Below are 20,666 nucleotides of genomic sequence, written 5' to 3'. Positions count from 1 at the left end.
GGACCGCTCACAGCTCTCGCACCTCCCGCTTGCGGAGCAGGTACAGGAAGAAGGGCGCTCCTAAGGCGGCGGTGACGATTCCGACGGGGACCTCGGCGCTGCCGGAGCGTGCGAGCGTGTCCGTCGCGACGAGGAAGGAGGCCCCCGCCAGCGCCGCCGTGGGGAGCAGGATTCGGTGGTCCGGGCCGACGAGCAGGCGCATGACATGGGGGACGATGAGGCCGACGAAGCCGATGATTCCGGCGACGGCGACGCCGGCGGCCGTGACGACCGACGACAGCGCGAGCAGGACCCGCTTGGTCCGCTCGACCTCGATGCCGAGGCTCTGGGCGTCTTCCTCGCCCAGCAGCATGACGTTCAGGTCCCGTGCATAGGCCAGCAAGACGACGAACGGGACGGCGACGAGGAGGACGCTGGTGGTCACCTCCGGCCACGACGCGCCCTTCAGATGGCCCATCAGCCAGAACAGCGCCCGGCGGATGCTCTCGCCGCTTTGCAGGAGGAGAAAGGAGACGACCGCGCCCAGGAACGTCTGGACGGCCACGCCCGCCAGCAGCAGTGTCGCGACGGGCGTCTCGCCGTTGCGCGTCGCGATGAGGTAGACGCCGAAGGCGGCGAGGAGCGCCCCCGCGAAGGCCGCGCCGCGCAGACCGAGGCCGAGCGGTATCGCGACCGGCGCGACGATGTACCCGACCGCGCCGACCGCCGCGCCGGAGGAGACGCCGATGATGGAGGGGTCGGCCATCGGGTTCCGGAAGATGCCCTGCATGATGGTGCCCGCCGCAGCCAGCGAGAAGCCGACGACCGCGCCCAGCAGGATGCGAGGCAGGCGGACCTGCATGACGATTTGGGTCTGGAGGTCGGTGACGGGGTAGGCGAACAGACGGGTCGTGGACACGTCGAGGGCGGGCCCGGAGAGGGAGACGCCGGTCGGGACGGCGACGGCGTTGAGAAGCACCTTGGTGACCGCGGCCGGCGGAATCCACACCGGACCGATACCGGCGCTCACCGTCACCACGGCACAGAGGACGGCGGTGAGACCGGCCGACCAACCGACGGTACGCCCCGCGAAACGCATGTGTGAAACCCCAGTTGCAGTAGATAAGTATTTATTGCTCCTGGCACCCGCATACAGCATGCGATACCTTTCTCTCGCCTGTGTTCTCGTCTTGCTCGTGGGCTCGCTCGCGGCCCCGGCCGCGGCGACGGCCACAGTGCAGGCCGACGACTGCTCCTTTCCGGTGACCGTGACCGACGCGACCGGGACCGAGGTCACCATCGAGAAGCGCCCGGAGCGGGTCACGACGACCAATCCGTCGGCCGCACAGACGATGTGGGAAATCGGCGGCCGGTCGCAGGTCGTCGGCCTGACGCAGTACGCCAGCTACCTGGAGGGGGCCGAGAGTCGGACGAACGTCTCTGCCAGTTTCGGCGTCAGCGTCGAGCGGGTCGTCGACACGGAACCGGACCTCGTGCTCGCGCCGAACGCCAGCGCCGGCGACGTGGCACCGCTCCGGCAGGCCGGCCTGACGGTGTATCACTTCCCCGCCGCGACGACCATCGCCGACATCCGTGAGAAGACGACGACTACCGGGCGGCTAACCGGGAACTGCGAGGGGGCGGCCGAGGCCAACGCTTGGATGGACGCGAACGTCGAGGCCGTCGGCGAAGTGACAGCCGGCGTCGAGGATCGTCCAAAGGCGCTGTACCCGCTGGGGAGTGGCTATGTGGCCGCCGGGGACACGTTCGTCAGTTCGCTCATCGAACTCGCCGGTGCGGAGAACGTCGCCGCGCGCAACCACACGGGATATCCGCAACTCAGCGACGAAGTGATTCTGCGGATGGACCCCGACGTACTCTTCGTCACCGAGAACTCAGCGGACATCGCCACCACGGAGCCCTACGCCAGCACCACGGCCGGCGAAGGGAACGCGACGGTGTTTCTGCGGGTCAGGGACCTCAACCAGCCCGCGCCCCGCAGCGTCGTCAACGTCGCCCACAACGCCACTGCACAGCTCTACCCGGACCGCTACGACGCCGACAGCTACGTCCCCCGGTCGGCGGTGACACCTTTCGGGACGGCGACAACCGCGACCCAGACGAGCGAGCCGACGCCCGCGGACAACACGCCGAGCACGGACCGGCCCACGACCGACGCCAGCGGTCCCGGGTTCACGGTCGTCGGGACGGTTCTCGCAGTGCTCGCGCTTGGGACCGGATTCTCACGCCGGAGGTCGTGACGCCGTGGACAAACAGACGCTCAGAGAGCGGGTCTGGGACGCCCTGGAGGAGCGCGGAATAGCCCGGTTCCCGTTCCCGCCACATGACCGCATCCCGAACTTTGAGGGGGCGAGCGAGGCCGCACAGCGCCTGACTGAGACGGCAGTCTGGGAGGAGGCGGAGACGGTCAAGGCGAACCCGGACTCGCCACAGCTCCCGGTCCGCCGAGCGGCGCTGCGGGCCGGCAAGACGGTGTATATGGCAGTCCCGCGGCTCCGGGACGAGCGGTGTTTCTACGAACTCGACCCGGCCGAACTCGATGACATCGAGGCGGCACCGGCGATTTCGAACGTCGCCGACCACGCCCGACAGGTCGGACCAGAAGCCGTCGGGAGCGTCGACCTCGTGGTGTCGGGCTCCGTCGCGGTCACCGAGGACGGCGCTCGCATCGGCAAGGGTGAGGGATACAGCGACCTCGAATACGCCATCCTCCGGGAACTGGGGCTGGTCGACGAGACGACGCCGGTCGTGACGACGGTCCACGAACTCCAGGTCGTCGGCGGTCCCGATGGAGTGGTCGACACCGCCGTGCCCGTCGACGACCACGACGTGCCGATGGACTGGGTCGTGACGCCGGAGCGCACTGTCGAGACGGAGACACCGCACGCGACGCCAACGGGTGTCGACTGGAATGCGCTTTCCGCCGACCGTATCGAGGACATACCGGTGCTTGCGGTACGTCAGCCTGACTGAGTGCTCAGTTCGATTAAACGCCGGGTAGAACCGCGGTAAGGAAATCTTACTGTCGGTACAACTTTAGCCCTACATGCCCTGAATTGTGTATGGACACACCCGTGGCTACGTCGACCCGTCACGGGGACGATGGAACCGCCGGGCGGCTGCGCGTCCTCTATGTCGACTCAGAATGTGACGATATCACGGCAGTCAAGGAGACGCTACGCGGTAGCGCCGACGAATTCACTGTGACAGTGTGTGAGACGGCGGACGACGCACTCGATGCCTTGGACAGCGTGTTGTACGATTGTGTCGTCAGCGAGTACCGACTCCCGGACCGAAACGGGGTCGACCTGTTACGGGCCGTTAGGGACCAGTCTCACGACCTCCCGTTTCTGCTCTTTACTGATGACGGCGACGAGGGCGTAGCAAGCGACGCTATCTCGGCCGGCGTCACGGACTACGTAACCAAAACACCGCTTCCGGAGCAGACGGAACGGCTCCGCCAGCGAATCACGTCGGCCGTCGCCCGCCGGCGGGAGGAAGCGGACATCCTCGACCGGATGACGGACGCCTTCTTCGCGGTGGACGAGAACTGGGAGTTCACGTACGCCAACGAGCGCGGTCGCCGCGTCATCGGCCGTGCGATGGAGGGCGACGCGGATACCACTGACCTGCTGGGGCGCAACATCTGGGAGGCGATTCCGTCGCTGGAAGGAACGGAGTTCAGCAAACAGTACCGGCAGGCAATGAGCCAGCAGGAATCCGTCTCCTTCGAAGCGTACTTCGAGCCGCTGCAGACTTGGTTCGAAGTGTCCGTCTACCCCTCACCGACGGGGATTTCGGTGTACTTCCGTGATGTCACCGAGCGCCACAGGCAGGAAGAAGAGATACGGGCCAGAGAGCGGACGCTCAGAGAGGTTTACCGAGTCACGTCCCGCAAGGACCTGAACTTCGAGAAGAAAATCGAGCGGCTGCTGGAAATCGGGCAGGAAGTCCTCGGGACCGAGACGGCCGCCCTCTCACGTATCGAGGGCGAGACGTACGTCTTCGAAATCGTGTGCGACCGGACGGGCAACACCGAAGCGGGCGATACGGTTCCGCTGGAGGCGACGAACTGTGAGCGCGCCGTCGTCGAGGAACAGACGCTGGTGCTCGCTGATGTCGCCAGGGACCGTCCGGACCTGACCGACAAGGCGGGGTACACGGAGATGGGCGTTTCCTGCTACCTTGGAACGCCAGTTATTGTCGACGGCGAGGTGTACGGAACCTTCTGCTTTTATGACAGCAAGACGCGGGACGCCTTCTCCGAGTGGGAGGTCACGCTCGTCGAGTTGATGGGGAACTGGGTCAGCTACGAACAGGAACGGGAGCGCCGCGAGGCGGAACTCACCCGCGAGCGCAACCGGCTGGAGGACTTTGCCAGCGTCGTCAGCCACGACCTCCGGAACCCGCTTAACGTCGCTGTCGGTCGGCTTACGCTCATCGACGAGGAGTACGACGGGGACCCGGAACACGTCGATGCGCTCCGGCGGGCACTCGAACGGATGGACGAACTCATCGACGACGTGCTCGCGCTCGCCCGCGGCGGCCACAAGGTCATCGACGCGACCGACACGTCGCTGGACGATATCATTACGGCCGCCTGGGACACCGTCGAGAATTCGGATGCGACGCTGGAGCGAGACGACACGGATGCGACAATCACGGGCGACCAGACACGTCTCCAGCAACTGTTCGAGAACCTCTTCCGAAATGCCGTGGAGCACAGTGACGGCCCCGTGACTATCCGTGTCGGGACGCATTCGGACGGCCAGGGGTTCTACGTGGCCGATGACGGTCCCGGTATCCCCGAAGACGAGCGCGATGGGGTGTTCGAACGCGGCTACACCACGAGTGACGAAGGAACCGGGTTCGGGCTGGCTATCGTCTCCGAAATCGTCGATGCACACGGTGGCCGGATCACCGTCGCAGAAAGCGAGGCCGGCGGCACGCGCTTCGACGTGACCGGCATTCAGGTCGCGTGACTACAGCTGGTCGACGCAGTCCCGGATGAGGCCGTCGACGTTCTCGGGCAGCGTCGGGTGGTAGGCCCGGTCGGGCAGGTCACGAACGTCGAGTCCTAACTCGACGACGATCTGGAATTTCTTGGCGAAACTGTCAGCGTGGTAGTGCATACCTTGCCAGCCCAGCACCGTCCCGTCATCGGCGTCAACGACGAGCTTCCCCAGCCCCTCGGGCACGTCCTTCGATTTGAACACGCCGTCGTCGCTGGCCTGGCGCGTCGCTGTGACGACATCGTAGCCCGCCGCTTTCGCCGTCTCCTCGTTGTGGCCGACGCGGGCGAACGGGTAGACCCCCAGCCCGGAGAAAATGACGTGGTGGTGGACGTTCCGGTACGCTTCGAGGCTCCCGCCGGCCTCCTGGTGGACGATGTTCTCGGCGGCGGTGAAGCCCTGCTCCTTGGCGACGTGGAGGATCGGCTCCTTGCCATTGACATCACCGACGGCGTAGATGTGGTCGGCGTCGCGGGTCTGCATCGTGTCTTTGGCCCAGTCGCCCTCCGCGGAGATGGACGTGTTCTCCAGGCCCAGCCCCTCGACGGTCGGGCGACGACCGGTAAAGAGGAACAGCTGGTCGGCCTCGAAGGTCTCCTCGCTGCCGTCGTCGTACTCGACGGTGAGGCGGACGCCGCCGTCCTCGGTCTCCTCCAGTTCCTTCTCGTAGCAGTTCGTCGGGATGGTCACGTCCCAGTTGTCCTCGTAGATGTCAAGCGCCGCGTCGCCGAACTCGGGGTCGCCCTCGTTGATGGGGCGGTCGTCGTGCTCGATGACGGTGAGTTCCATCCCGCCGGCCTCGGCGAGATACGGGACCATCTCCATCCCGATATAGCCAAAGCCCATGACAATGCCGGAGTCGGGGAACTCTGTGGCGTCGAGCACTTGGTCGCTGGTCATGAAATCGACCTCGTCGATGCCGGGCGTGTCGGGGATGTTCACGCTGGAGCCGGTGGCGATAACGACGTAATCTGCCTCGTGTTCCTCGCCGCCGGCCAGGACCGTGTGCTCGTCGACGAAGGTGGCGGTGTCGTGGATGAAAGTCACGTCCTCGCGCTCGGCCATCTCGTGGATGGAGTCCCGGCGATGGCCGGCCCAGCCCAGCACGTGGTCGTCCTTGCGCTCGACGACGGCCTCAAGATCGACTTCGGGTACGTCGCCGACGAGGCGCTCGTCGTGGCGCGCCTGGAACCGGTGGGCCCCCGCCGAGAGGACCTCCTTGGACGGCATACAGCCCCGCAGGATACAGAGGCCGCCCCCGGGCTCGCCGTTGTCGATGAGCGTCAGTTCGATCCCCGCTTCCTCGACGAGTTCGCCGGCGACCGCGGCCCCGGCACTCCCGTACGCGCCGATGATGACGACGTGAGTCATATCGGCCCTAGAACGGTGCCGCGGCATAAAGGCTTCAGTGGCGTGTCCGGACGAGACACGACCGGTCCGTGTCACCGAAACGCGGACTCAGTCGTCGCCGTCGACGGGCGACGGCTTCCGCCCGCCACTGAGCGACAGTAGGTCCCGGAACGACCGCTCGGCGTTGAACACCCGGTCCCAGACGATGATTGTCGACGGGAGCACCAGCAGGGACGCGAGGAAGGCGTATGCGATAGACAGCGCCGTCAGGATGCCGAACTGGCCGATGGCCGGGAACACAGCCAGCCCGAGCACACCGATACCGAACACGGTGGTCAGCATGCTGCTCAACAGCGCCCCGCCGGTCCCGCGAACCGTCCGGTCGAGGGCCGTCTGGAGGTCGTTGATGGCGAACTCGTCGGCGAATCGGTGGGTGACGTGGACCGAGTAGTCGACCCCGAGTCCGATGGTAATCGCCAACATCGTGGCCGTCAGGGCGTTGAACGGGATCGACAGCAGTCGCATCGTCCCAGCCAGTAACGCGACGGTGACGACGACGGGGACGATGTTGACGAGTCCGAGCGACGGCCGCCCCTCAAGCACGGTGTAGATGATCACGAGGAACACCGACGCACCCGCCAGTGCGAGGGCGAGCGACTGGATGGCTGACTCGAAAATGAGGTCGGCGACCGCCTGGAACACGACGACGGAGCCGGTGGCAGTGGCTTCGTATCGGAAGTCCTCGGCCACGGTCCGTGTGTCCTCGGTTATCTCCGAGTCGCTCGCGTCGGACTCGACAGTGTAGACGACGCGGGCGCTCCGGTAGTCCTCGGTGATATAGTTGAGCGCCTCACTGCGGGAGGACGAGTCCAGCAGGTAGTCGTAGATTTCTCCGAGGTTGTCGTCCGGAACGCCGTTGTCGTTGCGGTCGTTGCGCTCGACCATCCGGCGGAACTCGGGGTCGCTCTCGGCGCGGTCCTGGATGACCGTCACAATGGAGGTGGAGTCGGCGCGCCCGTCTTCACGGACGAACGACTCCGGCGGGTCGTCGCCGGCGCGATACATCTGTTCGAGCGCCGAGTCCTGCCGCATCGGCCCCTCGACGTATATCGTTGTCTGGCTGGATTGGGTCGTGGCGAAGTTGTCTTCGAGGTAGTTCAACACGCCGGTGACAGTGTAGTCGCTCGGCGCGAACGGCTCCGGCAGTGACTCGACGAAGTCGGGGCTCTCCTCGGGCGGGAGGAAGTCTTTCTGGGTGAACGATGTCGAGACGCCAGTCGCGTAGTAGCCCGCGCCTGCGGTCGTCACGAGGACGATCAGCAGGAAAATGACCGGCGCTCGGTCGGCGATGACGACCCCGCCCCGGAGGACGCCCCCGAGCGCGGACCCCTCGGAGCCAAGCGGGGTCTCGCTGAACGTGGGGATGGGGTAGCGCTGGCGCAGTCTGTCCAGTTCCACCTTCGCGGCGGGCAGGAACACGCCGAAGATGAGGAACGTGAAGGTGATACCGATAGACGCGACGTAGCCGAAGTCCTGAATCGGCGGGAGCGAACTGGTGAGGTTGGCCGCGAAGCCGATGACCGTCGTGCCGGTGACGATGAAGAACGCGACCAGCAGCTGGTCGGTCGTGATCCGCATCGAGGTCTCGATGGACTCACCGTCCTCGCGCTCCTCGCGGTACCGGTTGACGGCGTGAATCCCGAAGTCGATGCCCACCGCTAGCAACAGCGGCGGAACGGCGATGAGCATCTGCGAGAAGGCGATGCCGGCGAGTCCCATGAAGCCGAACGTCCAGACGACGGCCATGAACAGCGAGACCAGGCCAAGCGCCATGTCGGCGAGGTCGCGGTAGGCAATCGTCAGGAAAAACAGGATGAAAAGCACTGCCGCGGGGACAGTCAGGATGAGCGAGTCGGTGATGACGTTCGAGAACTCGTCAGCGACGATCCCGCTCCCGAAGACGGTGATCGTCCCCTGGCCCGCCGAAGAGACGGTGAACTCGGCCTGTTGCTGGATGCTCGTTAGCGGGCTGGAACCGCCCTGTCCCGACCCCGAGGAGATGCCGGCGGGGACCTCGTGGTTCACGACGCCGATAGTCGCCGACGCCGACGCCGACTTGCGGTTGAAATCCTCACTCAACAGCGACGTGAACTGCGAGTCCTCATCGGCAGCGCGCTGGACTGCGGCATCGATATCGCTGCCAGTAGCGGATTCGACGGCGTATATCTGCTGTTCGGTCGTCGTCGCTTCGGGATCTAACTGCTGAGCGACGATGCTCGCCGCGCTTGAGGATGATGTGACTCGGAGACTGTCGTGTTGCTCTAACCGGTGTTGGGACCGGAGCATCCGCAACAGCCCCTGTTTCGAGAGGACGTTGTTTTCCCGCTGGATGAGCTGGGTACTTCCTGTATCCGGCGAGAACGCCGGCGAAAACTCGGTGTTAATCCGTTCTAACGCCTCTTCGGCGGGGAGGTCGCTCGTGAACTGTGACGTGCCGGCGCTGGTCGAGACGCTCCCGAGGCCGGCGCTGAACACCACCGTCACGAGCAGGAAGGCGACGACGACCTTCCGCGAATCGTCGACGATGCGGTCGTCCGCCCAGTCGATGTAGCGCTGATAGTCCATGCGTTAGCGGAACCTGAAGTAGCCGCCGATGGCAAGGACGGCCACGAGTGCGACACCGATAATGGCCGTCAGCGGCGAGCCACCACCGCTTGAGTCGGTCACGGAAACCGGGATTCGATAGGTGTCAGACACCGGCGTGTCGCCGTCCGGCTCCTCGTACTGGAAGTCGATCGAGACGGGGTAGTCTTTCGTCATCGCGGTCCCGCTCGCACTGATTCCGAACTCGATAGTCGCCGACTCGCCGGGTTCGAGGCTGTTGACGTAGGCCTGGTCGTCGGACACCGAGATGGGGGACTCGGCGAACAGCTTCGCCTCGATGTCAGTCAGCGTCTCGCCGGCCTCGTTCGTGATGGTGACTTCGAGCGTGTCGGAGCCGCCGACATTCACCGAGGCGTTCGCGGTTTCGAGTGCGAACTCGTCGGCGCTGCCCGAGATGTCCTGCCGGATTTCGAGCGTGTCGCTCTCACGGCTGTCGCCCTCGCTGTTGCGGTAGTTGGCGACGAAGTCGAACTGCCGCGGGCCGGCGTTCGCGTTGTCCGATACGTCGGCATCGAAGGAAACGGTGGCCGACTCGCCGGGTTCGAGGTCACCGACGGCGTACTGGGTCTCCTTTGGCGAGATATTGTCGTGGTCGCTCGCCCAGTTCAGGACGACGTTGCGGACGGTCTGGTCGCCGGTGTTGGTCAGTGACGCTTCGAGCGTCCCGTCGTCGCCGGCCTGCAGCGTCGACTCCACGTCGCCAATCTCGAAGGACTGCTCCGGTTCCGGCCGGATACCGAGTGCAATCCCGTCGTCAGCACCGGAATCGCCTTCCGGGTCTTTGTAGCCGACCGTGGCAGAGATCGCGTACCCTCTGACGGACGCGCCCTCACTCGCGGACGCGTCGACGCTGACGGTCCGAGTCTCACCGGGCTCCCACGTCCCGATGTACTGCTCGGCGGATTCGGACTCGCCGAAGGCGATTTCGCTGCTCTGTGAGCGCAGGGAGACCGTGGCGTCCCTGACAGTCACCGGTCCGTCGTTGTGAAGCGTCACGTTGTAGGTCCCCGAATCGCCGACGGCGACATCGCTCTCGACGCCCCGAACGCTGAACGTCTGCTCCGGGTCGGGCGTGATACCGAGCGAGGAGGCGGACGTGCTCTTTCGCACACCATTCGTGTCGTCGAAGTCGACCTGGAGGTCGAATTGATATGGTTCGGCCCGGGCATCACTGCTTGCGCCGACGCGGTAGCGAAGCGTTCGCTGCTCGCCGGCTTCCCAGGTTTCGATGAATCGGGAACTGCTGGTGTCACTGCCGACCGTGAGTTCGGGGTTCGACGATTCCAGCGTCACGGAGGCTTCACGAGCACGCTTGTCACCGGTGTTTTCGACCGTGACGGCGACCGTGCCGGTCGAGCCAACGCGTGCGCCGGAGTCGACGCTCACCACGTCGAAAGCCGCGTCGTTGTCGATGTCGAGTTCGAGTTCGATCCGCTCGGTCGTGCTCGATTCCTCACGCGAGCCATCGACTTCGGAAACGTAGCTCGTATACTCGTATTTGATGGTGACGGGGACGGTGTAGCTTCCGGGGCTGGCGTCGTCATCGACGCTGATTTCGAACGGTATCGGCTCCGTCTTGCCCTCTGGGACAGAGCCCACGGCCTGCTTGTTCGTCGTCACGGTAATGGGAGCGTCGCCGCTGTTGACCCTGACGATGGTTCCGCGGGCAGTCGTCACCTCACTGGTCTGGACTCCCTGGGTCGTGGACCCGGTGTTCACCGTGCCACTGTTGACGAGGACAACGTCAAGGGTTGTCTCTTCGCCGGGCGTGACGGTGTCATCGACGAACGTCGCGTCGAAGTCCGGACTCCCGGTAACGGCGGCGATCGCCGTTCCGGACGCCATGAGCAATGCGACAACAGTCAGCGTCAGTATCGTTCGTGGTTTCATGCGTAGGGGAACTTCGGGCATTCCATGGATTGGTCCTGTTCGGACGGGACGGTGTAACAGAGAAATCGGGTCACACCCCACATACCTCTGTGCAGACTCCCGTTCGAACCGTGTATATCGAACGAACGTTCGGTCGCCTATCAACGTTGTGGTTCAGTGACAGTGGGAAGCTATTTACAGCCCGACCGAATATTCGTTCGGGATGAGTGATGGAATTCCGTTCGCCGGGGAACCGGAGGACTCGCACGAGGCGATCATGCGAGCCACGTTCCGCGCCCTCCGGGAATACGGGTATGCCGGACTTTCGATACAACGGATCGCGGACGAGGCCGATCTCAGCAAGTCGACGTTTTACCACCACTTCGACGGCAAGGAAGACCTCCTGCTGTCGTTTCAGGAGTTCATCCTCGCGGAGTTCAACCGCATCTTCCAGTTAGAGTCGACCGGCGACCCCGAACAGGACCTCAAGACGTTTATCAGTCTGATTCTCGATGACTTCCCCGACTGCGTCGAGACGCCCGAGAAGAACGCGGTGCTCGGGTCCTACGTCGAGATGCGCGCACAGGCGGTTCAGAACCCGGATTTCCGGGAGAAGTTCACCGAAACGGACAAGCTGTTCGCCCAGCAGTTCGCACAGATCATCGAGGACGGCATCGAACAGGGGGAGTTCGCCGATGTCGACCCCGAGAAGGTCTCGCAGTTCATGATAATGGTACTCGACGGCGTGATTCTGCAGAACGCGACGCGAAACGACGACCCCGTTTCGACGGTCCGGGGCACCATCGACGCGTATATCGAAGACACGCTGTTGCTCGACAGCTAGTTCCGGCTGATCGACTGGTGTGTCTCTTTTAGCTCCTCGAAATCATCGTTTTCGGCCCGCAGCTCCGACTCCAGCTCTCTGGCCCGTTCTTTCAGCTTGGTGTACTCCGTGCTCGCGTCCAGTTGTGACGCGGACTTCTCGCTTTCCAGCACGGAGAGCTTCGACGAGATCCGGAAGTACTCGTCGAGTTTGCTGTCCTCGCCGGACCGGTCGAGATGCTGGTCAAGGGTCGACAGGAGCGTCGACTGGTCGACCGGCTTCTGGAGGTAGTCATCGAAAGGCATCTCCAGAATGTTCAGGTCGGCGTCGACCGCGGTCAGCATGATAACGACGCCCTCGTAGCCGCGTTCGCGCAACTGCGACAGCACGTCGTCGCCGTGAACGTCCGGCATCCGACGGTCGAGCAACACGGCGTCGAACGCCGGCCCGGTGGTGTCGAGTGCTGCCTGGCCACTGTAGACGACAGTGGTCTCGTAGCGCTCGCCGAGTTTCAGCGCCTGGGTGTCGGCCACGTCATGCTCGTCATCGACAATGAGTACCCGCGGCTGGCTGCCTGTCGTTCTGGACACTGTCTCAGGGGACGCTAGGGGTGGCGACTGTAAATGTTTTATCGGCAGTGTGCTCTCGAAAGGCGTTAACCGATGGCCCATAGAGTGTATACCGATGAGTGAGTCGTCGGCGGGCAGAGGCGGCCGACAGCGCCTCGGGAGCCTCGCGGCCGTAATCGGTTGGATAGGGGCTGGAGCGGTCGTAGTCGCAACCGTCGCACTGGTAGTGCAGTCGGTGTTTGCGCTGGGGCTCTCGGAACAGGTCACCGTCGGTCTCGGCCTGGCACTCGGCGGTGGACTTGGCGGCGTCTCCTATCTCCTGGTGGCTGATTCGCCCGGCGAAACAGCCGACGAGACGATGACGGTCTCGGCGGAGACCGAGCGAGCCCCGGAGCCGCAACCGATTGACCTCTTCGACGGGCATCCGGACCCGGTACTGTACTTCGTCGACGAGGGCCACGGCCCAATCGTGCGTGCGGCCAACGAGGCCTTCGGGACCACGTTCGACGTACCGTCCGACCGGCTCGACGGGACGGCACTCTCCGAGGCGCTGCTCGTGGCCGGTATCGATGAAGTGGACGCCGAGACGGTCAGTGCAACCGATCTCGATGTCGTGGCCCTCTCGACGGCACACGACGAACCGCGGCAGTTCCGGCTGCGGACGGCCGGGGTCCCGTCGGCCGGCTATCTCCTGCTCACGCCGCTGGGAACGGCTGCCAACTGAGCGGCCACATGTGCCGCTCGGCTCGGCGGCGGAACGGAACTTTAAAGATTCCATCACGGCGAAATCCTGGATAGGAATGCTCGCGTCACCGCTGCAACTCATCGATAGTTTCCTGCTGAACTACACCATCGGTGATGTCCTGCTGCTGGGCTTTGTGGGTGGGCTCGTGGCGATTCTCCCACAACGATCACTCCGAATGCTGGGACTACACACTATCGCGCTTGGCGCGTTGCTCGTGATTACACCGGCGTCGGCGATGGAACCAAACAGCGCGAGCGTCCTCGCGTCGTCGTTCCAGTACAAGCTGTTCGGGCTGGTCCTGCTCGTCCTCGCACCGGTGCTGTACGCCGTCGGTCGGCGTTAGGCCAGTTTGTCCAGTGCGGTAAAGAAATCCAGCGGCGGACCCGCGAGCCGGACCGGTTCGCTCGCACGCGAGAGGGTGATTCGTTCCGGCGGCTCCACGTCTTTTCGGACCCGGCCGTCACTCACGACGACACCGCTGTCGGCGTCCGTGAGTTCGACGACGATTTCGCTGTCAACGTCGACGACCAGCGGCGGCGTCCCCGTCTCGTCTGCCATCCCCGTGACGATGAGGCCGGCCACGTCGGGGTGGACGAGCGGCCCCCGCTCGCTGAGGTTGTACGCCGTCGATCCGGTGGGCGTGGCGACGAGCACGCCGTCGGCGTGGCCTGAGGCGTACAGCGAGTCGTCGACGTACACGTCGAGCGTCGCCCCGCCGCCGTGACCGCGGCGCTCGCCCTGCACGACGACCTCGTTCAGCGCCGGTGAGAGCGCCCAGTCGTCGCCGCTGGCCTGGAGCCGTGGCATGGCCCGCGTCCGGGCGCTGCCGGTCTTCTGGATGTGTTCGACCTCAGCGACGACCGTCTCGACGGCTTCCTCGGGTGCGATAGCGTTCAGAAAGCCCACTTCGCCGAGATTGACCCCGAGTATCGGTGTCGACCCCGCGCCGCGGGCTGCGTACAGAAAGGTCCCGTCTCCGCCGATACTCACGACGAGGTCACACGCGGACATCTCCTCGACTGGAGCCGACTCGGGTACCGCAGCCTCCCAGGCGTCGTGGTCGCCCAGCGCCCCGGCGGTCGTTTCGTCGACGACGACCGCCGCCGACGTGGCACGCAACCGGTCACACAGTGTACTCGCAAGCGACATGGCCCGGTCGTTGTCCCGCTGGGCGACGATGCCGACAGTCATTGCCCGGAATTTCCGGCCGGCCGCATATAAACCCTCTACGACGGCAATTATATCCGTCCCGACGAGTATCCACTTCCATGAGCCGTTCGTGTGGCCGGTGGTCGTACGTATGAGCGAGGACGACGGGTCCGACGACGACTGGTTCGAAAGCGCGCTGGACGACGAGGACGGCGACGCCGAACCGGCAGACGGGGACGACATGTCGGCGTCAACATTCGACAGCGACACCGAAGAGAGGGCCGCCGCGGACACTGAACCGTTTGGAGACGACAGTGATGACGACAGCCCGTTCGATGACGACAGTGATGACGACAGCCCGTTCGATGATGCGGGGGGCAGTTCCTTCGGCGGAGAGCGTGACGACACCCCGTTCGATGATGCGGGGGGCCGTTCTGTCGACGAGAGTAGTGACAGCGGTTCGTTCGGTGAGGAAAGTGAGAGCAGCCCGTTCGACAACAGCGGTGATAGCCCGTTCGGTGGGACTGAAGGTAGTGCCGCCGATGCCGACACCGGATCCGGCGACGATGGCGGCGGCCTCTTCGATGACGATTTCGCCTCCGCGTTCGAGTCCGCCGGCAGCGGTGGCGACGGCGACAGTGGCTTCGAGGAGGAATTCGAGTCCGACATTCCGCGGGTGGACATCGGTATCGAGGGCCTCGACCAGATGATCCAGGGCGGGATCCCGAAACGGCATCTCATCGTCACCATCGGGTCGGCCGGGACCGGGAAGACGACCTTCGGGCTGCAGTTCCTCCATCATGGCCTCCAGAACGGCGAGAACGCGGTGTTTCTGACCCTCGAACAGTCACACGAGGCGATACTGGACACCGCCGGCGACCGCGGCTGGGGGTTCGAGGAGTACGAAGAACAGGGCCAGCTAGCCATCGTCGACCTCGACCCGGTCGAGATGGCGAACAGCCTCGACAATATCCGGGGGGAACTCCCGGCGCTCATCGAGAAGTTCGACGCCGACCGGCTGGTACTTGACTCCGTCTCGCTGCTTGAGATGATGTACGACGACCAGTCCCGACGCCGCACCGAGGTGTTCGATTTCACGCGGTCGCTGAAGGAGGCCGGCGTGACGACGATGCTCGTCTCCGAGGCCAGCGAGACCAACCCCTTCGCGTCCAGACACGGCATCATCGAGTACCTGACCGACGCCGTGTTCATCCTCCAGTACGTCCGAGCTGAAACCCGCGAGACGCGACTCGCCGTCGAGATACAGAAGATACGGAACGCAAACCACTCCCGGGAGACGAAACCCTACGAGATCACGAACGACGGAATCTCCGTCTACCAGCAGGCCAACATCTTCTAACGCGGACGGATTGCTGCTCGTCTTAGACGGTCGCCGTTCCGACCGACTCCGATTCCTCCCGTTCGTCGAGCGCGGCGTTGTAGCCGCCGGCCCAGAGGTCAGTCGCGACGACCACCATGTAGAAACTGGCGAACGGACTGAGCACTGCGGCGATGAGCGAGCCGATGAACGGAATCACGTTGAACAGGTTCACCACGACGTTCGCCGCGATGAACAACGCAATCGAGACCAGCCACGGCGTCGCGTACTCCGGGGACAGGGCTAACTTCCGCAGCGTTCCGAAGTCGAAGCCGGCACCGAGTTCGCCGGTACAGGCGAAATGGATGATCGCCGCCGTCGCAACGTAGCCAAACACCAGCGACAGGACGAACGAGATCGCTAGCCCGCCGAGCAGCCCGGCCAGACCGGCGCCCGCTCCGGCGCGGGTCCCGGTCGCCATCGCGAACAGGCTGCCGCCGACGGTCACGCCGAACACGATGAGCGGGACGAGCATGTACACGAGCCCGATGACCCAGGCTTTGACGCCGTCGACGAGCAGTTCGCCCCAGTCTTCGAACGCCGGCGGCTGTGTCGCCCCGTCGGCCCGCTCTCGGACGGCTCGGACGAGGTAACCGTACACGAGGAATCCGGGAACGATGAGGAACGATAGGAGGCTGAGGACGCCACCGATGAGGACGGTCACGGTCCAGTCGTCGTCTTCCATTGGGTACGTTAGTGTCTCTTCTATCGATTCCATGACTGTTGCTCACACGCCACACGTTTAGTTACAGACTCCTTGCCGAGATATTCGCTCGGCTTACCGCAGGAGGGGACCGGTATCGGAACCGAGCCTGATATTACATGGGGTAGATGCGTGCGGAACCAATAAACCACAACCGGGCGACACGTGTGATATGGTACTACTCGTGCCCTTCGACGGTTCGCCCCTGTCGAAAGCCGCCCTGGAGCGTGCGACGGAGTTCGCGGACTACCGAGACGAGGGGATCGTCGCGCTGTCCGTCATTCCCGATGACGAGGAGTACGCGAGAGAACGCGGCTGGATCGACGCGGACGAGACTTTGGATATCGAAGCCGTCGCCGACCGGATGCGAGAACAGGCCGAGGCGGTTGTCCCGACGGTGTCGTTTCGCTACGAGGTCCCGGCGGACGTGAGTTCGATGGCGTCGACGACGACGGACATCACCCGAACCATCAGGAAAGTCGCTCACGAGGAGGGGGCCTCCATCGTGTTTATCGGGAGCGAGAACGCCGGTCGGGTGTCGACGCCGGTCTGTAGCGTCGGCTCACCGGTGTCGGAAGACCCCCAGTACGACGTGCATATCGTCCGTCATCCGTAGCTACCTGACGACAGTCACGGGAACGGACGCACGCCTGACGACGATTTCGGCGACGCTACCGAGCAGGATGCGGGACATGCCAGAGCGGCCGTGGCTCCCCATGACGATCTGGTCGATATCGTGGTCGTCCGCGTAATCCACGATGACTTTCGTCGGTCGCCCGACCTCGATGACGCGTTCGACGGACTCGACACCGGCATCGGTCACCGTCGCTTCGAGGTCATCGAGCAGTTCTGTCGCGGCGGCTTCCTGCTGTTCGTACCACTCTTCGGAGAAAGAGGGGATCGACGCCTCCGCACTGTAGCCGGCCTCTGCAGGATTGATGACGTGTAGGAGAACGAGCGTCGCGTCGGGGTGTTCCTCGGCCGCGAACTCACAGGCCACCGTTGCTTGATCGGAACTGTCGATCGGAACGAGGATTCGCTTCGCCATACGCCCCCGTTCCGCTGGGGCCGGTTTGAATCTTTGCCCCGCTGCAATCGCCGAGCGAACCCGCGTTTTTCACTCCCGGCCGTGGCGGGTCACACACGTCGAGAGGCCGATGAGTTCCACCGGCTCGGAGTTGTCCGGCGAGTAGACGACCCGCTGGCCCTTCTCCATGTAGGGGACTTTCGACTCCAGATTGTTCGGGATGTTCACGGCCGAGATGGCGTCCTCGTCGCCGAGGTTGAGCACCATCGTCGTGTTGATCTGCTTGAACACCGGGTCGGCGATGTCCTGTGGGTCCTGGGTGATGAGATAGAGGCCGAGGCGCTCCTTGCGGCCCTGCTTTGCGGCTTCGGTGAACTTCCCGATGACCTTGCGGCCCTGGACGCTGTCGGCGTCGGTGAGGAAGTTGTGGGCCTCGTCCATCCCCAAAACGAGGGGCGTCTCTTTGATGCGGTCGTAGTCGGGGTCGTTCGAGAGCTTCTGGTCGATGAGCAGGCTGGAGACGGCCAGAACGATGGTCGAGGCAGTCCGGGAGTCCGTGATGTGGTAGGTCGGGATGACCGTCAGGCCACCGTCGCGGACGAACTGCGAGATCTGGTCGGTGATCGGGCGGGCGTCTTGGTCGAAGACGGCCCCGAAGCCCTGAATGCGGCGTTTGATGGCATCGAACGTCGCCTCGTGAACGTCGCCCGCCTCGTCCAGTTCCTCCTTGAGGGCGGGGTCTCCGAGGAACGTTCGGAAGTCGCTATAGGTGCCACCCTCGCCGTATTCGCGCTTGAATCGCGGAAGCAGCGTGTTCACCAGTGCGCCGTACTGGTTGTCGTTGAGGCTCGACCCGGCGATGAGCCACGGGTTGTCGTGGACGAGCGAGAACGGGATGGTGAACTCCACCTGCTCGGCGCGGTGGTGGCTGGCGTTGTAGTCGGCCCCGGCCACCTTCGGCACGAACGCGATGGTGTTGTCGTAGCCGCCGTAGGCGACGCCCTCCCGCTCACAGCGGCGCTCGAAGTCGTCAGTCATCGCGGGGTTGTCGTCGTGCATCTGGGCGTACTCGTCCTGGGGGTCGAACTGGACGACAGCGAGTTCGGGCGTGCGGCCGTCGCCCATCTCGTAGGTCCGACCGAGATACTGCCGCAGGACGTTCTTCGAACTGTGGGTCTTCCCCGACCCGGTCCCGCCTGCGACGAGGGTGTGCCGGAACACGAGCGGGTCACCGGCGTCGTAGTCGTCTTTCAGCCGGTAGTCGATGGTCGGTGGCTCGGCGGCGGTGCGGACCTTCTCGCCACCGACGGAGAGATGTCCCAGAAAGACGCCGTCCTCGGGAATCTTCAGGCCGGTCTTGATCTCGGATTTGTCGGTGGCCTCTCGCACGATAGTTTCGGGCTTGGGAACCCGGTCGGTCATCCGCCGCTTGAGTTCGCCGCCGTCGGAGTAGAGAACGGCGACTGGCTCCAGTTCCGCGATGAATTTGAAGTCCCGCTCGTCGATACCTCGCTCGCGCATCGCCCGCCGGGCGTGGATTTCGGTCGCGTCGTCGGCGTGGAACTCCTGGGCGTACTCCAGCGCCTTGATGCGACAGAACAGGCGCTCGCCGTCTGCGGGCCTATCGGCCCGCTTCTGGTCTGGCGGCGAAGCCGCCCCGTCGGGATACGGAACGAGCAGGTACGTCCCGATGCGCAGTCGCGAGCGGTTCCGCGCGGTGACGTACGCCCGTAGGATCGATTCGTCGTCCTCTTCACTGATTTTGAGCCCGTTCGCCGCCGAGAGAACGCCGAGGCCGGTGTCGCTCCCTGCCGGTGCCACGTCCATCTCTTCGAAGTCGTCTGTGGTTTGTGCTGTCGTGTCTGTGTCCGTCGATGTGTCGACAGTTTGGTCGTCATCGTCGACTCTAGCGGCCGAATCGCCGGACTCGTCGTCGGCCGCGTCATCGCCGTCGAAATCAGTGAAATCCCCGAGGTCGGACATACCCAACTCCAGGGTAGCCGGGGATTAACACCTTTCCCCAGCGATGTGAAAGTGAAACCTTACCCGGGTGGCTGTCAACGAATGCATATGAAGCGGACGCGGGTGATGTCTTTCAATGTGCGGTACGACACCGCCGGGGACGGGGTAGACAGCTGGCCGCACAGGCGGCGGCTCGTGGCGTCCACAATCCGGTATCATAGTCCGGATGTCATCGGAGTGCAGGAGGCGATGGCCCACCAGCTCCGGGAGCTAGAGGTGCTGCTTGACGGCTACGAATGGGTTGGTGACCCGCGGGATTCCGTCGACGCCGGCGGGGAGCACACAGCCATCGGCTACCGGACCGAGCGGTTCGACTGCACAGCCACGAACACGTTCTGGCTCTCCGAACAGCCGGCCGAGCCAAGCAGCGTCGGCTGGGATGCCGCGTACCCTCGCGTGGCGACCTGGGCGCGCCTCCGGGACCTCGATACCGACGAGGACCTGCTGTGTCTGAACACGCATCTGGACCATCAGGGGGCCGACGCGCGGGTCGAGGGCATCGAACTGGTGCTCGACCATCTCGACTCTATCGCCCGCGAGGCCGCCGCGGTCGTGACCGGCGACTTCAACTGCGTCGTCGGCGAGCCGGCCTACGAGCGAGCCGCGGGCCACGAACTTCCGGACGGCCGCACGCTGGTCGACGCCCGCGACACAGCGACCGCGACCCACGGCCCGACGACGACCCGGACCGACTTCCACGACCTGCTCCCGAACATGGGCATCGACCACGTGTTCGTCAGCGAGGACGTAGCCGTCGACACCAGAGCGGTCATCGCCGACCGCGACGACGACCACTACGGCTCCGACCACCTGCCCGTCGTGGTCGACTGCGAACCCTGATCTGGGGGCGACTCTTTTGCCCTTGTGGCCCCTATACCTCGCTATGTTGCTTATTCGGGGCACAGCAGGTGGGACGGCGCTGACCGGGACGCTGTACGAGCCGGGCGAGGAACCGCCCGAGTTCAACGGCGCGCCGGACGAGGGAACGCCCTACGTCTGGGTCTGTGACGCCTTCTACGAGGTGGAAAGCGGCGGCCAGGTCCAGGCTATCGGCGACCGCGAGATCCGAATCGCCTTCGAATCCCCGATGCCCCGCGGCTTCGAGACACGGGACGCGGCCATCGACGCGGCCAAGGAACACGTCCGAACGCAGTTCGCCCGGCTCGGCGTGGCCGGTGAAACAGTCGACGTGACGGTGCAGCAGGCTGAGACGGCGTAGCTGGCTCGCTGTGCGGGTGTCAAGAACGGCATCTCAGGGAGCATTCCATCTATATTACCGTGAATTGTTCGAGACGTCGGTCTGCGACTGGACTGCTGAAATTCTTATCCGTTTCAAATGATGTGCTGAGTGCCAT

General features: G+C 64.4%; 19 protein-coding genes. 10 read left to right on the top strand and 9 right to left on the bottom strand.

Features of this window, described 5'->3' with window-relative positions:
* Nucleotides 1–7: 7 nt before the first annotated feature.
* Nucleotides 8–1,078, bottom strand: a complete 1,071-nt coding sequence (gene btuC / locus Harman_RS05180) for a vitamin B12 ABC transporter permease BtuC (RefSeq protein WP_137682730.1) — start codon at nt 1,076–1,078, stop codon at nt 8–10.
* A gap of 58 nt (nt 1,079–1,136) precedes the next feature.
* Between btuC and Harman_RS05175 the strand changes: the two genes are divergently transcribed.
* From Harman_RS05175 to Harman_RS05165, 3 genes are all read left to right on the top strand, one after another.
* Nucleotides 1,137–2,240 (top strand): PGF-CTERM-anchored ABC transporter substrate-binding protein, encoded by a 1,104-nt coding sequence (locus tag Harman_RS05175; RefSeq protein WP_137682729.1) that lies wholly within the window; start codon nt 1,137–1,139, stop codon nt 2,238–2,240.
* Nucleotides 2,241–2,244: 4 nt separating this feature from the next.
* On the top strand, nt 2,245–2,973 hold the full coding sequence (locus tag Harman_RS05170) for a 5-formyltetrahydrofolate cyclo-ligase (protein WP_137682728.1): 729 nt from the start codon (nt 2,245–2,247) through the stop codon (nt 2,971–2,973).
* An 89-nt stretch (nt 2,974–3,062) separates the two neighbouring features.
* Nucleotides 3,063–4,982, top strand: a complete 1,920-nt coding sequence (locus tag Harman_RS05165) for a hybrid sensor histidine kinase/response regulator (protein ID WP_137682727.1) — start codon at nt 3,063–3,065, stop codon at nt 4,980–4,982.
* Here Harman_RS05165 and Harman_RS05160 read toward each other — a convergent pair whose 3' ends face one another.
* The 3 genes from Harman_RS05160 to Harman_RS05150 form a co-directional block, all read right to left on the bottom strand.
* Entirely contained in the window at nt 4,983–6,383 is a 1,401-nt protein-coding gene (locus Harman_RS05160) for a dihydrolipoyl dehydrogenase family protein (protein ID WP_137682726.1), read from the bottom strand.
* 87 nt (nt 6,384–6,470) lie between these two features.
* On the bottom strand, nt 6,471–8,987 hold the full coding sequence (locus Harman_RS05155; RefSeq protein WP_137682725.1) for an efflux RND transporter permease subunit: 2,517 nt from the start codon (nt 8,985–8,987) through the stop codon (nt 6,471–6,473).
* Between the two features lie 3 nt (nt 8,988–8,990).
* A complete protein-coding gene (locus Harman_RS05150) occupies nt 8,991–10,916 on the bottom strand; it encodes a COG1361 S-layer family protein (protein ID WP_137682724.1) in 1,926 nt (641 codons plus the stop codon).
* Nucleotides 10,917–11,118: 202 nt separating this feature from the next.
* Between Harman_RS05150 and Harman_RS05145 the strand changes: the two genes are divergently transcribed.
* Nucleotides 11,119–11,739: a TetR/AcrR family transcriptional regulator gene (locus Harman_RS05145; protein ID WP_137682723.1), complete on the top strand. Its 621-nt coding sequence runs from the start codon at nt 11,119–11,121 to the stop codon at nt 11,737–11,739.
* Here Harman_RS05145 and Harman_RS05140 read toward each other — a convergent pair.
* A complete protein-coding gene (locus tag Harman_RS05140; RefSeq protein ID WP_235007157.1) occupies nt 11,736–12,308 on the bottom strand; it encodes a response regulator in 573 nt (190 codons plus the stop codon). The genes Harman_RS05145 and Harman_RS05140 overlap by 4 nt on opposite strands.
* Nucleotides 12,309–12,402: 94 nt before the next feature.
* Here Harman_RS05140 and Harman_RS05135 point away from each other — a divergent pair, with 94 nt between their 5' ends.
* Together Harman_RS05135 and Harman_RS05130 are read left to right on the top strand one after the other, a co-directional pair.
* Nucleotides 12,403–13,011, top strand: a complete 609-nt coding sequence (locus Harman_RS05135; RefSeq protein WP_137682721.1) for a hypothetical protein — start codon at nt 12,403–12,405, stop codon at nt 13,009–13,011.
* Between the two features lie 76 nt (nt 13,012–13,087).
* A complete protein-coding gene (locus tag Harman_RS05130) occupies nt 13,088–13,375 on the top strand; it encodes a hypothetical protein (protein WP_004593774.1) in 288 nt (95 codons plus the stop codon).
* On the opposite strand, the gene Harman_RS05125 is transcribed toward Harman_RS05130, so the two are convergent.
* Complete coding sequence (locus tag Harman_RS05125) at nt 13,372–14,223, bottom strand: NAD(+)/NADH kinase (protein WP_137682720.1); 852 nt, start codon at nt 14,221–14,223, stop codon at nt 13,372–13,374. The genes Harman_RS05130 and Harman_RS05125 overlap by 4 nt on opposite strands.
* A gap of 109 nt (nt 14,224–14,332) precedes the next feature.
* Here Harman_RS05125 and Harman_RS05120 point away from each other — a divergent pair, with 109 nt between their 5' ends.
* Complete coding sequence (locus Harman_RS05120) at nt 14,333–15,541, top strand: KaiC domain-containing protein (RefSeq protein ID WP_137682719.1); 1,209 nt, start codon at nt 14,333–14,335, stop codon at nt 15,539–15,541.
* A gap of 22 nt (nt 15,542–15,563) precedes the next feature.
* Here the strand turns inward: Harman_RS05120 and Harman_RS05115 are convergent, their stop codons facing one another.
* Nucleotides 15,564–16,277: a DUF4013 domain-containing protein gene (locus Harman_RS05115; RefSeq protein WP_137682718.1), complete on the bottom strand. Its 714-nt coding sequence runs from the start codon at nt 16,275–16,277 to the stop codon at nt 15,564–15,566.
* A gap of 157 nt (nt 16,278–16,434) precedes the next feature.
* Between Harman_RS05115 and Harman_RS05110 the strand changes: the two genes are divergently transcribed.
* Entirely contained in the window at nt 16,435–16,878 is a 444-nt protein-coding gene (locus tag Harman_RS05110) for a universal stress protein (protein WP_137682717.1), read from the top strand.
* Here the strand turns inward: Harman_RS05110 and Harman_RS05105 are convergent, their stop codons facing one another.
* The gene (locus Harman_RS05105) at nt 16,879–17,310 is read right to left on the bottom strand and encodes a universal stress protein (protein ID WP_137682716.1); all 432 of its coding nucleotides are present in this window, start codon (nt 17,308–17,310) and stop codon (nt 16,879–16,881) included.
* A gap of 69 nt (nt 17,311–17,379) precedes the next feature.
* Nucleotides 17,380–19,272 carry an ATP-binding protein gene (locus tag Harman_RS05100; protein ID WP_137682715.1) on the bottom strand — a complete coding sequence of 631 codons (1,893 nt, stop codon included), beginning with the start codon at nt 19,270–19,272 and terminating at the stop codon, nt 17,380–17,382.
* An 87-nt stretch (nt 19,273–19,359) separates the two neighbouring features.
* Between Harman_RS05100 and Harman_RS05095 the strand changes: the two genes are divergently transcribed.
* On the top strand, nt 19,360–20,151 hold the full coding sequence (locus Harman_RS05095) for an endonuclease/exonuclease/phosphatase family protein (protein ID WP_137682714.1): 792 nt from the start codon (nt 19,360–19,362) through the stop codon (nt 20,149–20,151).
* Nucleotides 20,152–20,194: 43 nt separating this feature from the next.
* The gene (locus tag Harman_RS05090) at nt 20,195–20,530 is read left to right on the top strand and encodes a DUF7113 family protein (RefSeq protein WP_137682713.1); all 336 of its coding nucleotides are present in this window, start codon (nt 20,195–20,197) and stop codon (nt 20,528–20,530) included.
* Nucleotides 20,531–20,666 lie beyond the last annotated feature (136 nt).

The organism is Haloarcula mannanilytica (genome assembly GCF_005406125.1).
GTDB classification, from domain to species: Archaea; Halobacteriota; Halobacteria; order Halobacteriales; family Haloarculaceae; genus Haloarcula; species Haloarcula mannanilytica.
The sequence above is the reverse complement of the archived record's forward strand: the minus strand, read 5'-3'. Positions and strand labels throughout refer to the sequence as shown.